The organism is Mesorhizobium sp. M2A.F.Ca.ET.042.01.1.1 (genome assembly GCF_003997405.1).
Taxonomy (GTDB): domain Bacteria; phylum Pseudomonadota; class Alphaproteobacteria; order Rhizobiales; family Rhizobiaceae; genus Mesorhizobium.
The window spans coordinates 1-12,526 of record NZ_RZRX01000197.1; the positions used below are offsets into that span (position 1 = coordinate 1).

Consider the following 12,526-nt stretch of genomic DNA (forward strand, 5'->3'; position numbering starts at 1 on the left):
CAATTCCTCTCGGCCTTCAACGACAATTTCCTGAAGAACACGCTGGTGTTCCTCATTCTGTTCACGCTGGCGAAGGATCAGGCCGCGTCCCTGGTGACGCTGGCCGGTCACCGCCGGCGCCACGAATTGCGCGCGGATATTGTCGGGCACCGAAAGCCGAGGCCGTAGCGAGACGTCCGAGATCCGCCCCGGACTGGTAACCGTTTCCCGCGTGCGCCAGATCAGCACGGTCACCAACGCAAGCAGGACGAGATAGACGGCAAATGTCAGCCTGAGCGGCCAGGGCGCATATTGGGCGAGCAGCCCCGCCATGAGCGCGCCGACGCCGAGACCGATGAAGTTGGTGCTGGTGGTGATGATAGCGGCGCGCGACTTGTCCTTGCCTTCGATCAGCTCGGCCAGCCAGGCGGTGCCCGCACCCGCGCCGACTCCGATGCCGAGCCCGCTCAGAATGCGGGCGATGTCGAGCCAGGCGAGGTTTTCGGCAAAGAGGAAAAATAGCGCGCTGACCACGGCAACCCCCATCGCGGCGAGCGCGGCGGGACGGCGGCCGATCACGTCCGACACCCGGCCGAAAAACAGCAGCGCCCCCAGATTGCCGACAACGTAGACGGCGTAAACCAGCGTCAGCGTGACCTGCGAGAAGCCGAAGGCCTGCTTGTAGATGATGTAGAGCGGAGTCAGCGCGGTGCTGCCGGCAAAAAGCGCGGCGATCATGGCGGCGACGGCGGCCTTCGCGGCCCTCCCGCCAAGCTCATGGTCACGCGTCATGGTTTGAGCGTAGCTGGTCATGGCGATCTCCGAGGGTTGTAAGCCCAACGCCCATATAATGGCGCTGTTCCACCCTGCGAATGTCCTCCTGACAGTTCAGGCCGGATGGTCAGCCGCGGCATCCTCCCTTAACGTCGACGCAAAGCGAGGGAAGAATCATGGGCAAGGGACGGGTCGAGGCATTCACCGATGGCGTCGTCGCCATCATCATCACGATCATGGTGCTGGAACTGAAGGTGCCGCATGGCGAGGATTTTTCCGCCCTCTTGCCGCTGTGGCCGGTCTTCTTCTGCTATGTGCTCTCCTTCATCAATGTCGGCATCTACTGGAACAACCTGCACAACATGTTCCACACCGTGCAACGCGTCGACGGGCGCGTGCTGTGGGCCAACATGAACCTGCTGTTCTGGCTGTCGCTGATGCCGGTGACCACCGCGTTCATGGGGGAGAACCACTTCGCCCCGGTGCCGGTCGCCGTCTATGGCTTCGACCTGGCGCTTTGCGCCGTTGCCTACAACATCCTGGTCATCAAGCTGCGCCATCTGCACGGCGCCGAGACGACCTTCGCCAGGGCCGTGGGGCACGACGAGAAAGGCAAGATTTCACTGGCGCTCTACATCGCCGCCGTCCTGCTCAGCTTTCTCAACCAATGGATCAGCGTGGCGATCTACGTGCTTGTTGCGGCGATCTGGTTTGCGCCCGACAAGCGCTTCGAGAGGCTGATCGAAAAATAGGAAGCTATTTTCGCATCGCCTTCAGCTTCTCGGCGACAGAAGTCGCAAGGTCGGCATAGCGCTCCTCCAGCCGCTCGGCCGCCTCGATGATCGGGAAGTCATGGCCGAACTTCTCCAGCGCAAGCCGCAGCTTCTCGGCGAAATCCGCCTGCTTCTCCAGCGCCGCGAACAGTGTTTTCACCTGCGTCTCGCTGATATCGGGATTGGCGAGCATCTTCGGCACCTCGCGGCCCATCTCGTCGCCATTGGCGGTCTGCTCTTTGAGGATTCCGATCCAGTCGGTCAAATACCGAGCTCCTTTTTCAGGACAGCATGCGCGGCAGGCACAGCGATGGTCAACCCGTTGCGACTGTCACGGTCGCCCATCGGGACGAACCAGCCTTGCCTCGGCGGCGGCGAGCGTTAAGTTCGGCGCGACCCGAACAAGGATGGAAACCATGACCAGCGACGCCGAAATCCAGACCGCCCTGCCGGCTTTCGCCTCGGGCAACGTCGCCGTCATCACCGGCGGCGCCAGCGGCATCGGCCTCGCCGCCGCGAAACGGTTCGCGGCGATGGGCATGAAGACGGTGCTCGCCGACATAGGCGGCGTGCGCCTCGACCAGGCCAGGCAAGCAGTCGCGGCGATCGCCGGCGACGATGCCGTGCTGCCAATCCCCACCGACGTCTCCAAGGCCGAAGAAGTCGACCGGCTGGCGGACCTCGCTTACGGCGCCTTCGGTGCGGTGTCGGTGCTGATGAACAATGCCGGCGTCGGCAACAATCCAGGCAAGCCCTGGGAGAACCGCGACGCCTGGAAGCGGCTTCTGGACATCAACTTCTGGGGCGTCGTGCACGGCACCGAGGCATTCGCGCCACGCATGCTCGCAGCTGGAAAACCGGGGCTCATCATCAACACCGGCTCCAAGCAGGGCATCACCACGCCGCCCGGCAACCTCGCCTACAACGTCTCCAAGGCCGGCGTGAAGACGTTTACCGAAGGGCTGGCGCACGCGCTGCGCAACGAGCCTGGGGCGAAAGTGTCGGCGCATCTGCTGATCCCCGGCTTCACCTACACCGGCCTGACCGAAGGCGCGAGGGAAAAGCCCGCCGGCGCCTGGACCGGCGAGCAGGTGATAGACTTCATGCTGACATCGCTCAGCGACGGCGATTTCTACATCCTGTGCCCCGACAACGAGGTGGCGCGGCCGACGGATGAAAAGCGCATGGCCTGGGCGATCGGCGACATCATCGAGAACCGTCCGGCCCTGTCGCGTTGGCATCCCGATCACAAGGACGCCTTCGCGGCCTTCATGGACCGCTGACGGCCCTTTCAAGCAGCGGCTTTCTTCTTGGAGGCGTTCTTCCCGGCCGCAGGCTTCTTTGCGGCCGCGCCGGTGGTCTTGGCCGCATGCCTCGTACCGTTCTTTCCGGCCGTGGCCTTGTTGGCGGCCGTTTCGGCGATCTTGCGGTCGTGCCGCTTCGCCGCCGCCTCGCATTTGGCGCGGATCTCCTCGACCTCGGATTCCGTCAGGTGCTCGATGCCGATGAAATGATTGTGGGCGCGGCTGACCCTGATCAGCTCGTCGAGCTTGGCCTGGATCGCCGCGCCGTCGCGGTTCTGGGTGTTCTGGATCAGGAACACCATCAGGAAGGTGACGATGGTGGTGCCGGTGTTGATGACGAGTTGCCAAGTGTCTGAAAACCCGAAGATCGGGCCACTTGCCGCCCAGACAACCACGATCAGCACGCAGATGGCGAAGGTCGGCGGCAGGCCGGCCAGATGCGCCACCCGATTGGCCATCCAGGTAAAAGCCTTCTCGATCATGCAAATTCCTCAAAAACCGTGGACGCGCGGGCATTTGCGAAGAAACAAGCAGCCACCGCATCGGGTTCCAAAGGGTCGAATTTTCGTCACGGGACGGGGCTGCAATCAGCCACACGCCAGAAGCGCAGGCGCGCGAAGAAACACCTTATCGGTTTGCTTGCCATAATGCCGGTGCAGGCCAGAAAGCCTGTTCCTTCCGCTTCACGCGGTTTGCCTCCAGCCCCTTCCGCCGCGCCACCCCCGCATGGCGGAAGGGGCGCCACTCCCGACAGAAGCTTAACATCCAGACAGCGCCGTTGTGCTTTCAACGGCATTCTGTGTGTCAGCAAGTATCGCCTTCCCAGCGATGGAGGAAGGCCTCGATCTGCATGGCTTGCATGTCGGGGATTGCGCTCGCCAGTTTCTCCGGCGCCCAATCCCACCAGGCCAAGGCCTCGATACGCGCCGCGACTGCCGCTGAGAAGCGTTCGCGCAAGGGCTTCGCCGGAACGCCGGCGACGATCGTGTAGGGCGCGACGTCATGCGTCACCACGGCATTGGCGCCGATGACGGCGCCGTTGCCAATCGCAACGCCCGGCATGACAACCGCGCCATGGCCGATCCAGACATCGTGGCCGACACTGACCGGTTTGGCTTGCCGGCGCGCGCGAAATTCAGTGTCGACGCCCAGCCAGCGGAAATACTCGTTCGGCCGGTAGCTGACCTTATGCTGCGTCAGCCGCTCGATCGGGTGCTCGAGCGCGTTGATGCGGCTGTTGGCGGCGATCGAGCAGAACTTGCCGATCGTCGTGTAGATCGCTTCCGAATGGCGCTCGAAATAGGAAAAGTCGCCGACGCTCACCTCGCGCAGGATCACCCGCTCGCCGATCGAGGCATAGCGGCCGAGCTTGCAGCCTTTGAGCTCCGCGGTCGGATGGATGCGCGGCTCGGGATCTTTCAGGACAAGGTTTTCAGGACGGTCCATGAAGCGGCTTTACGCCGGCGGGGACCGCCTCGCAAGCGCGACCTGCCCCCGCCAAGCCTGTCTCGGGAGACTATTGCGGCTTGCCCTTGGTCCACACCACGTTCTGGCCGTAGAGCGGCACGGTGGTGACCGACATCTTCGCCGAGCCGTTCTGCACCTGGCGCGAATGCGACAGATAGATCAGCGTCTCGTTCTTCCTGTCGTAGATGCGGTTCACCACCTGCTTCTTCCAGATCAGGCTGAGGCCCTGCTTGAACACTTCCTCGCCGCCCTCGCCCATATCGATGTCGCCGATGGTGATCGGCCCGGTCTGGCGGCAGGAGATCGAGGAATCGGAAGGATCCTCGAACCAGTTGCCCTTATGCAGCCGGTCGATGATGCTGCGGTCGAAATAGGCGACGTGGCAGGTGACGCCGTCGACCTTCGGGTCCTTGATGGCGTCGATCATGATGTCGTTGCCGACCCAGTCGACACCCACTTTGCCCACCTCGTCGGCCATGGCCGCGCCGGCGCTGAGAGCAAGACATGCGGCGAACAAGCCGATCAGTTTTCGCAAAAGTGCCTCCTGGGTTGGCGTTTGCCGATGTCAGGTGGGACAAGATCGTGGCGTTAGCAAGCCGCCCGACACGGGGTTTGTGCTCCACCTGGATCTCTGCTTGCGGCAACGCGGCATCTTTGCGTGCCCGGCGCAGACCCGCTAAGAGTGTCGCCAAACTTGCCCCAAGGCAATCACGACGGACATTCACTGATGATGCGTTCAATCCTGGTCGGCATTCTCGTCCTGATGGCGGCGGGCATCGGCTGGCTGACGTTCGACTGGTACCGCGGCCATTATGGCGGCGAGCCCTTCGGCGCGCCCTTCACGCTGGTCGACCAGAAAGGCGCGCCGATCACCGAAGCCGCCTTCAGGGGCCATCCGAACGTCGTGTTCTTCGGCTTCACCCATTGCCCGGAAGTCTGCCCGACAACCCTGTTCGAGCTGGCCGGCTGGCTGAAGACGATGGGCGACAGCGGCAAGAACCTCAACGCCTATTTCGTCACCGTCGATCCGGAGCGCGACACGCCGGAGACGATGAACACCTATGTCAGCAACTTCTCTGATCGCATCACCGGCATCACCGGCGATCCGGACAAGGTGCATGCCATGGCCAAGGCCTTCGGCATCTATTGGAAGAAGGTCGACACCGGCGACGGCGACTACACGATGGACCATACGGCCTCGGTGCTGCTGCTCAACGCCAAGGGCGATTTCGCCGGCACCATCGCCTATGGCGAGAGCGCCGACACCGCCGTCGCCAAGCTGAAGCGGCTGGCGGCTGGTGGGCAAACATGATCCCGAAAAGTGGGAACCGGTTTTCGGAAAAGATCATGTTCAAGCAAGAGTCTTTCTGATGGGCCAGACCAGGCTGCACCTCACCGCCAGCAAGATTGAGGCCGACCGCATCTTCGCGGCGCTGGACGCCGCCTTCGAGGATGACGGGCTGCCGATCGCCGTGCTGGAGCTCGACGAGGAAAAAGACATCCACGAAGTGTCGCTCTATGCCGACGGCGATATCGATCCCGTCGAGGCGCGGGTCAGGGATATCCTGGCCGGTCTCGGCCTGCCGAAGCCCGTCGAATGCGAGACCCTCCCCGATATCGACTGGGTGTCGCGCTCCCTGGAAGGCCTGAAGCCGGTCCGCGCCGGCCGCTTTTTCGTCCATGGCTCGCACGACCGCGCCAAGCGCCACGCCGGCGATCTCGCCATCGAGATCGAGGCAGGCCTTGCCTTCGGCACAGGCCATCACGGCACCACCGCCGGCTGCCTCGAAATGCTGGAGCAGGTCGTGCTGCGCGAACGGCCGCGCAACGCCCTCGACCTCGGAACGGGAAGCGCGGTGCTTGCCATCGCGCTCGCCAAGCTCGCGCATATTCCTGTGCTGGCGACCGACATCGACCCGGTCGCCATTCGCGTCGCCGCCGCCAACGCCCGCCTCAACCAGGTCAAGGCGCTGGTCGAAACGGTGACGGCGCCGGGCTTCCACAACCCGATCTTCGCCAGGCGCGCGCCCTTCGACCTCATCGTCGCCAACATCCTGGCCCGGCCGCTGATGCGGCTCGCGCCTCAGATGGCCCGGCATATCAGGCTCGGCGGCTCGCTGGTGCTTTCCGGCATCCTGGACCGGCAGCGCGACGCGGTGATCTCAGCCTATGTCGGCCAAGCCTTCCGCCATGTGCGTACCTTGCATCGCGAGGGCTGGGTGACCATCCACCTCAAGCGCTGAGGCGGTTACTCACACATAAAGCGAGTTTGCCGCCTTCTTCAGCTCTTCGCGATCGTAGCCATTGGCGTTCAGCGTTTCATCGTCGAGACAAAGCAGCGCCCCGTTGACGTAGCGGGTCGCCTCGCGCCGGCGAGCTTCGATCAGCGCGCTCATGGCGTTTCTGAAAAATCCGCGTCTGGCTGGAAGCGTGGACATGACAGTCTCCTTTGCAGGACAACAGGATTCATTCCTCCACATCCGGGAAACTAAGCTCTGCCGACCTGTCTGGAAATCAACGATTCTGCATAGCGACCATGCGCAAAGACGCGAGCGCGCCCGCCTGGCTTGCACGTCGTCGCTTCAGCATATCTGGATCATATGGCGTCTGGTGACAGATCCGTTTCAATTGGCACACGAAATGCTCTAAAGCATGTCTCCCGAAAGTGGGAACCGTTTCGGGATAAAGACATGCGTAAGATCAAAAACCTAAAGCGCATGGAGCGAATCTGAAAGATCGCGACGCGCTTTAGGTTTTTGACAAGCATCCGAGGAGAGGCCACCATGTTCCAGACCTTTGATTCCGCTGGCGATCCGGCCGTCGGCAAGCCGCGCGTGGCGTTGCTGCGGCAATGGCTGGCCGACAATGGCTTGGATGGCTTCATCGTTCCCCGCGCGGACGAGCACCAGGGTGAGTATGTCGCCGACCGCTCGGCGCGGCTGAAATGGCTGACCGGCTTCTCCGGTTCGGCCGGCGTCGCCATCATCCTGCGCGACCGCGCCTTCATCTTCGTCGACGGCCGCTACACGTTGCAGGTCCGCAACGAAGTTGATCTCGGTATCTTCACCGTCGAAAGCCTCATCGACAATCCGCCGGCCAGCTGGATCAAGGACAATCTCGGCAAGGGCGCAAGGCTTGGCTTCGACCCCTGGCTGCATACGATCGGCGAGGTCAGGGCGCTGAAGGTGTCGGCCGAGCAATCCGGCGCGACCTTGGTGCCGCTCGACAGGAACCCGATCGACCTCATCTGGAAAGACCAGCCCGAGCCGCCGCGCGCGCCGGTGGAGTTGCAAGAGCTCAATTTTTCCGGTGAGCTCGCCAAGGACAAGCTTGTGCGGTTGGCAAGCGCCATCCAGAAGGACGGCGCCACCCATGCGGTGCTGACCGACCCCTCTTCCATCGCCTGGAGCTTCAACATCCGTGGCGGCGACGTGCCGCACACTCCCCTTGCGCTCGGCTTTGCCATCCTCGCCGCCGACGGCAAGCATCAGCTGTTCATGGACCAGCGCAAATTCCCGCGCCAGGTCGCGGCCTATCTCACCCAGCTTGCCGATCTGCATGATCCGGGTGAGTTCGAAGCGGCAATCGTCGAGCTGGCCAAAAACGGCGCCAGGATCGCGCTGGACCCGGTGCTGGCGACGGACAAGCTGCGGATGCTGACCGAGGACAGTGGCGGCACGGTCGTCTTGGCGGCTGACCCGGCGCGTATTCCCCGCGCGACCAAGAACCAGGCCGAGATCGCCGGCAGCCGCGCCGCGCATCGCCGTGATGGCGCGGCAATCGCCAAGCTGCTGTGCTGGCTGGATCGCCAGAAGCCCGGCACGCTCGACGAAATCGCCGTCGTCACCAAGCTGGAGGAAGTGCGCCGCCAGACCGGCGAGGAAACCCAGATGCCGCTGCGCGACATCTCCTTCGACACGATTTCCGGCGCCGGCCCGAACGGCGCGATCATGCATTACCGCGTCTCGCGCGCCACCAGCCGCAAACTGGAAAGCGGAGAACTGTTCCTGCTCGATTCCGGCGGTCAGTATCAGGACGGCACCACCGACATCACCCGCACGGTTCCGATCGGTGAGCCGACGCAGGAGATGCGGGAGCGCTTCACGCTCGTGCTGAAGGGCATGATCGGCATCTCGATGCTGCGTTTCCCCGCCGGCACGCGCGGCTCGGAAATCGACGCCGTCGCGCGCGTGGCGCTGTGGAAGCATGGCTGCGACTTCGCCCATGGCACCGGCCATGGCGTCGGCTCCTACCTTGCCGTGCATGAAGGTCCGCAGCGCATCGCCCGGACCGGCACCGAAAAGCTGCTTGCCGGCATGATGCTGTCCAACGAGCCAGGCTATTACAAGGAAGGCGCCTACGGCATCCGCATCGAGAACCTGATCCTGGTGACGCCGGCGGAGCAGATCGAAGGCGGCGACATCGCCATGCACGGCTTCGAGACGCTGACGCTGGCGCCGATCGACAAGCGGCTGATCCGCACCGAGCTCCTGACGCGCGATGAGTTGCACTGGCTCGACCAGTATCACGCCTGGGTGCTGGCCGAGATTGGCCCGATGGTCGACGGCGAGACGCTGGCCTGGCTGGAGAAGGCGACGGCGCCGCTGCCGCACGACGCGAAGATTTGAGATTAGCTTCTTTCTCCCCGTTTTACGGGGAGAGATGCCCGGCAGGGCAATGAGGGGCAGCGCCGGCGGTCCGAAACGATCGCGCCGGCAAAATTGCTACCCCACAAACTGCCGCGCGACGATCAACACCACAGCACCGGCCAGGAACATCGGCATCAACCCGCCGCGCAGCGAGACCAAAGCGGTGACCACCAGCGCCGCCCATTCGGCGGGCCCGGCGCCAAGCACTGCCGGCGCGACCAGCGTCGTCAGCACCGCGGCCGGCACGGCGTTCAGCCCCGCCTCGACGCGCGGATGGATATTCTCGAAGCGCGAGATGACGAGGTGGCCGCCGACACGAGTCAGATAGGTCGCGATCGCTCCGGCAAGGATGATCCAGAAGGTCGTGCTCACGGCCGCTCCCCTATTCCGCTGTGATGCGGCGGCAGGACCATCGCCAGCAGCACGCCGGCGACTGCGCCGATCGAGACATGCCAGGGAGAGCCGACCGTTTTGTAGGCGATGATCGATGCGGCCGCGCTTGCGGCGACGACGGGCAGCCAGAGCGGCCGCTTGCGGAAACCGAGGACCAGGCCGAGAAAGTAGATCGGCAGCAGGAAATCGATGCCCAGCGCATGGGTGTCCGGAATGAGCTTGCCGAACACCGCGCCCAACCCGCTTTCGATCACCCAGAACAAATAGACCGGCAGCCCAAGTCCAAGATACCAGACGAACCCGACCGGCTTGCCTGACACGGCCCTCGCCTCCGCCACGGCAAATTGCGGGTCGGTGAGGATGAAGTAGCCCAGCGCCTGCTGCAGCAATGGCCAATGCGCGATGCGCCGGCCGATGCCGGCCGAATAGAGCACATGGCGGAAATTCACCGCGAAGATCGACAGCACGATCAGCCATGGCACGACATGCTGGCCGAACAATTCGATGCCGACCATCTGGCTGGCGCCGCCATAGATCATGGCGCTCATAAGCAACGCCTCGATCACCGAGAAACCATTGTCGACGGCGATCGCGCCGAACAGGATGGCGAATGGCGCAGAGGCGACGACGACCGGCATCGACAATCGCACGCCGTCCCAGAAATCGCCGCCGACCCTGCTCTCAGAAATTGCTTCCGCCGTCATCAAGCCGCTCCTAATGCATGTCGCCCAGAAGTGCGCAGCGGTTCTGGCACAACGACATGCATCAACAAAAGGACCTAAAGCGCGTCGCCTGGATTCGTTCAGCGCGACGCGCTTTAGGCGGCCTCATGTAGGGAGCGTCGTCCTCAATGTCACACCAATTCGCTTGACCCAGCGATCAGCGGAACTGATCGCCGGGTTCTAACGCGCCGATGGTTTATTGGCTCAGCTGACGAAATAGCGCTGCCATTCGAAGTCGGTGATGTGCGACGCCTGCCAGGCATCGAAGGCCGCCTGCTCGGCGCGGCGGCTCTCGGCATAATTGTCGCGGAACGCCTCGCCGAAAGCCTCGGCGCAGAAATCGGATCCGGCGAAGGCCTCAATGGACGCCTTCAGCGTGCGGGGCAGCTTCGGCTTGTCGAGATTGGCAAGGTTGCTCGTCACCGGCGGCTCGAGCGCCAGGTTCTTCTCGATGCCTTCGCAGCCGGCCGCCAGGATGGCGGCGATCGACAGGTAGGGATTGACGTCGGCGCCGGGCGCTCGGTGCTCGAACCGGCACGCGGCATCGTTCGGCGTGGTGATGGCGCGGATCGGCGCGGTGCGGTTCTCGAACCCCCAGGCGACGTCTTCCGGCGACCACGCGCCGCGATCGAAGCGGCGGTAGGAATTGACCGTCGGCCGGAAGAAAATATGCGTCTCCTGCATGCGGTTGAGCACGCCGGCGAGGAATGTTTCGGCGACCGGCGTCAACCGGTTTGGGCCGGCCGCGAAGGCAGGCTTGCCGTCCTGCCACAGGCTGACATGGTGGTGCGCGCCGCAGGCGCTTTCCTTGCCCGGCGGCTGGAAGCGCGTCATGAAGGTGGCGACCAGCCCACGCTCGGCGCACAGCTCGCGCAGATGCAGCTTGGCGCGCATCGCGGCATCCGCCGCCGCCAGGGCGCTCTTCGGCGTCAGCGCATATTCATACATGCCGTAGCCATATTCGGTGACCAGCGATGCGACGCCGATGTCGATGCTCTTCATGCGCGTGATGAACTCGGCGGCGAAATCCTGGTACTCGCCGCTGCGCACCAGGTCGTAGTTGATCAGCGAATGGCCCCACGGCTTCAGCTCGCGATAGCGGCCGGCGCGCATCAGATCGTGGTCGGCGTGGAAAATGCCGAACTCGTATTCGAGGGCGAATTTCGGCTCGTAGCCAAGCGCCCTGGCGCGCTCCTCGACACGGGCAAGGACGTTGCGTGGATCGTAGGCGCAAGGCGCGCCGTCGAGCATGTAGGAGCGCGTGATGGCCGAGGCGAATTTCGGCTTCCAGCCATGCTGAACCACCGTATCCGGGTCGATGATGCCCTTGATGTTTGGAAAGCCGTTCTCCTCATTGGCGCTCGGCGAGGCGAAGGCGACATCGCCCATCGGCTGGCCGTCGCCATGGGTGACGCAATAGAGGATGGCGTTGATCGACTCGCCGGATGTGGAAAGCTTCAGCGGCGCGATCTTGGAGCGCACGACGCCCGACGTATCGACCGTATGCACCTCGACGAACTCGACGCCGCGCGACGCAAGCTCGGCCTGCAGCGCCTCGAGCTTCGGCGCATACACCGCCACCCTGTCCTCAAAATCCACGTTCAACCCTCCACCAGAAAATGACGACGCTATCTGGCGTTGCGCCGGAAAAGAAGCGATACAAGCTCGTCGAGCTCATGCCGGCCGCTGATGCCGCTTGGCCGGAACGCCATGCAAAGCACGATGACCACGCCGAGCGCCACGCCCGACAGTCCAAGCAGCTGCGGCATTTGGATACCCGCGACGGTCACGCCGGACTCGATGCTGCGGATGAATTCCAGCCCGATCGAAAGCACGATGACGCCGGTCACCGCCCCGGTCACCGTCGCCATGCCGCCAAGGATCAGCATCGCCAGCGTGTTGAAGATCATCTGGAAATAGAAAAGCTTCGGGCTGATCGTGCCGGCGAAATAGGCGTAGAGCACGCCGGCGAGCCCGCAGATCAGCGCCGACAGCACCCACGACATCAGCCGCAGCTTCTTGGCGTCAATCCCGAGTGCCGCCGCAGCCTGCGGGCTCTGGGCGCTGGCGCGCAGCTGCAGGCCCCAGGGGCTGTCCTTGAACAGCCGCGCCGCCACGATCGCCAGCACCGCGAAGACCATCATCCACGGCAGGCCGACCACTTTCGGAATGCCGAAGAAAGCCTGGTTGCCCTTGAACAGGTCCGTCCAGTTGAGGAACACCGAATGGACGATGATCAGCAGCGCCAGGCTGACAATGGTCGCGGCGACACCCGACAGCCGGCTGATCACCTTGCCGCTGACCAGCGCCACGATGCCGACGACCAAAAGCGCGATGAGCGCCGACGAAACCGGATCGAGCACCAGCGTCGCAAAACCGAACGGCGCGTTGGGGATCGACAGCTTCTTCATGGCAAGCGGCGTCGACAGGATGGCGACGCCATAAGCGCCGAGCCCGACAAAGGC

At 63.7% G+C, this 12,526-nt stretch carries 14 protein-coding genes and 1 pseudogene; 5 read left to right on the forward strand and 10 right to left on the reverse strand.

Translation table 11 applies throughout. From position 1 onward, the window contains the following. Window positions 1–843: pseudogene (locus tag EOA23_RS24810) on the reverse strand (MFS transporter); the annotation flags it as partial. 86 nt (window positions 844–929) lie between these two features. Between EOA23_RS24810 and EOA23_RS24815 the strand changes: the two are divergent. Beyond that, window positions 930–1,505, forward strand: a complete 576-nt coding sequence (locus EOA23_RS24815; RefSeq protein ID WP_126060117.1) for a TMEM175 family protein — start codon at window positions 930–932, stop codon at window positions 1,503–1,505. A gap of 4 nt (window positions 1,506–1,509) precedes the next feature. Here the strand turns inward: EOA23_RS24815 and EOA23_RS24820 are convergent, their stop codons facing one another. Further along, window positions 1,510–1,791, reverse strand: coding sequence for a hypothetical protein (locus EOA23_RS24820; RefSeq protein WP_127306089.1), 282 nt, complete (start codon window positions 1,789–1,791; stop codon window positions 1,510–1,512). Window positions 1,792–1,942: 151 nt separating this feature from the next. On the opposite strand from EOA23_RS24820, the gene EOA23_RS24825 reads away from it, so the two are divergent. Next, the gene (locus EOA23_RS24825) at window positions 1,943–2,809 is read left to right on the forward strand and encodes an SDR family NAD(P)-dependent oxidoreductase (protein ID WP_127306090.1); all 867 of its coding nucleotides are present in this window, start codon (window positions 1,943–1,945) and stop codon (window positions 2,807–2,809) included. A gap of 8 nt (window positions 2,810–2,817) precedes the next feature. Here EOA23_RS24825 and EOA23_RS24830 read toward each other — a convergent pair whose 3' ends face one another. The 3 genes from EOA23_RS24830 to EOA23_RS24840 form a co-directional block, all read right to left on the reverse strand. Beyond that, complete coding sequence (locus tag EOA23_RS24830; RefSeq protein WP_189341695.1) at window positions 2,818–3,312, reverse strand: low affinity iron permease family protein; 495 nt, start codon at window positions 3,310–3,312, stop codon at window positions 2,818–2,820. 322 nt (window positions 3,313–3,634) lie between these two features. Further along, the gene (locus EOA23_RS24835) at window positions 3,635–4,276 is read right to left on the reverse strand and encodes a DapH/DapD/GlmU-related protein (protein WP_126060114.1); all 642 of its coding nucleotides are present in this window, start codon (window positions 4,274–4,276) and stop codon (window positions 3,635–3,637) included. Window positions 4,277–4,346: 70 nt separating this feature from the next. Continuing rightward, window positions 4,347–4,775 carry a CreA family protein gene (locus EOA23_RS24840; RefSeq protein WP_108702807.1) on the reverse strand — a complete coding sequence of 143 codons (429 nt, stop codon included), beginning with the start codon at window positions 4,773–4,775 and terminating at the stop codon, window positions 4,347–4,349. A gap of 249 nt (window positions 4,776–5,024) precedes the next feature. Between EOA23_RS24840 and EOA23_RS24845 the strand changes: the two genes are divergently transcribed. Beyond that, a complete protein-coding gene (locus EOA23_RS24845) occupies window positions 5,025–5,609 on the forward strand; it encodes an SCO family protein (RefSeq protein WP_127306091.1) in 585 nt (194 codons plus the stop codon). A 58-nt stretch (window positions 5,610–5,667) separates the two neighbouring features. Further along, a complete protein-coding gene (locus EOA23_RS24850) occupies window positions 5,668–6,540 on the forward strand; it encodes a 50S ribosomal protein L11 methyltransferase (protein ID WP_127306092.1) in 873 nt (290 codons plus the stop codon). A 9-nt stretch (window positions 6,541–6,549) separates the two neighbouring features. On the opposite strand, the gene EOA23_RS24855 is transcribed toward EOA23_RS24850, so the two are convergent. Next, window positions 6,550–6,735, reverse strand: a complete 186-nt coding sequence (locus EOA23_RS24855; RefSeq protein WP_126060111.1) for a hypothetical protein — start codon at window positions 6,733–6,735, stop codon at window positions 6,550–6,552. Between the two features lie 345 nt (window positions 6,736–7,080). Between EOA23_RS24855 and EOA23_RS24860 the strand changes: the two genes are divergently transcribed. Beyond that, window positions 7,081–8,925: an aminopeptidase P family protein gene (locus EOA23_RS24860; protein ID WP_127306093.1), complete on the forward strand. Its 1,845-nt coding sequence runs from the start codon at window positions 7,081–7,083 to the stop codon at window positions 8,923–8,925. Window positions 8,926–9,021: 96 nt separating this feature from the next. Here the strand turns inward: EOA23_RS24860 and EOA23_RS24865 are convergent, their stop codons facing one another. The 4 genes from EOA23_RS24865 to EOA23_RS24880 all read right to left on the reverse strand — a co-directional run. After that, entirely contained in the window at window positions 9,022–9,318 is a 297-nt protein-coding gene (locus tag EOA23_RS24865; RefSeq protein WP_127306094.1) for an AzlD family protein, read from the reverse strand. Next, a complete protein-coding gene (locus EOA23_RS24870) occupies window positions 9,315–10,043 on the reverse strand; it encodes an AzlC family ABC transporter permease (RefSeq protein ID WP_127306095.1) in 729 nt (242 codons plus the stop codon). The genes EOA23_RS24865 and EOA23_RS24870 overlap by 4 nt, the downstream gene beginning before the upstream one ends. Window positions 10,044–10,265: 222 nt before the next feature. Further along, window positions 10,266–11,660, reverse strand: coding sequence for a glutamine synthetase family protein (locus EOA23_RS24875; protein WP_127306096.1), 1,395 nt, complete (start codon window positions 11,658–11,660; stop codon window positions 10,266–10,268). Between the two features lie 29 nt (window positions 11,661–11,689). Next, a partial coding sequence (locus tag EOA23_RS24880) for a branched-chain amino acid ABC transporter permease (protein WP_145966476.1) occupies window positions 11,690–12,526 on the reverse strand: 837 nt, incomplete at its 5' end.

What these genes read in the sequence shown, in the direction of transcription:
- EOA23_RS24850 (WP_127306092.1), top strand. Translation starts at nt 5,668, where the DNA reads ATGGGCCAGACCAGGCTGCACCTCACCGCCAGCAAGATTGAGGCCGAC.
- EOA23_RS24825 (WP_127306090.1), top strand. Translation starts at nt 1,943, where the DNA reads ATGACCAGCGACGCCGAAATCCAGACCGCCCTGCCGGCTTTCGCCTCG.
- EOA23_RS24840 (WP_108702807.1), bottom strand. Translation starts at nt 4,775, where the DNA reads ATGGCCGACGAGGTGGGCAAAGTGGGTGTCGACTGGGTCGGCAACGAC.
- EOA23_RS24870 (WP_127306095.1), bottom strand. Translation starts at nt 10,043, where the DNA reads ATGACGGCGGAAGCAATTTCTGAGAGCAGGGTCGGCGGCGATTTCTGG.
- EOA23_RS24860 (WP_127306093.1), top strand. Translation starts at nt 7,081, where the DNA reads ATGTTCCAGACCTTTGATTCCGCTGGCGATCCGGCCGTCGGCAAGCCG.
- EOA23_RS24815 (WP_126060117.1), top strand. Translation starts at nt 930, where the DNA reads ATGGGCAAGGGACGGGTCGAGGCATTCACCGATGGCGTCGTCGCCATC.
- EOA23_RS24835 (WP_126060114.1), bottom strand. Translation starts at nt 4,276, where the DNA reads ATGGACCGTCCTGAAAACCTTGTCCTGAAAGATCCCGAGCCGCGCATC.
- EOA23_RS24855 (WP_126060111.1), bottom strand. Translation starts at nt 6,735, where the DNA reads ATGTCCACGCTTCCAGCCAGACGCGGATTTTTCAGAAACGCCATGAGC.
- EOA23_RS24845 (WP_127306091.1), top strand. Translation starts at nt 5,025, where the DNA reads ATGATGCGTTCAATCCTGGTCGGCATTCTCGTCCTGATGGCGGCGGGC.
- EOA23_RS24830 (WP_189341695.1), bottom strand. Translation starts at nt 3,312, where the DNA reads ATGATCGAGAAGGCTTTTACCTGGATGGCCAATCGGGTGGCGCATCTG.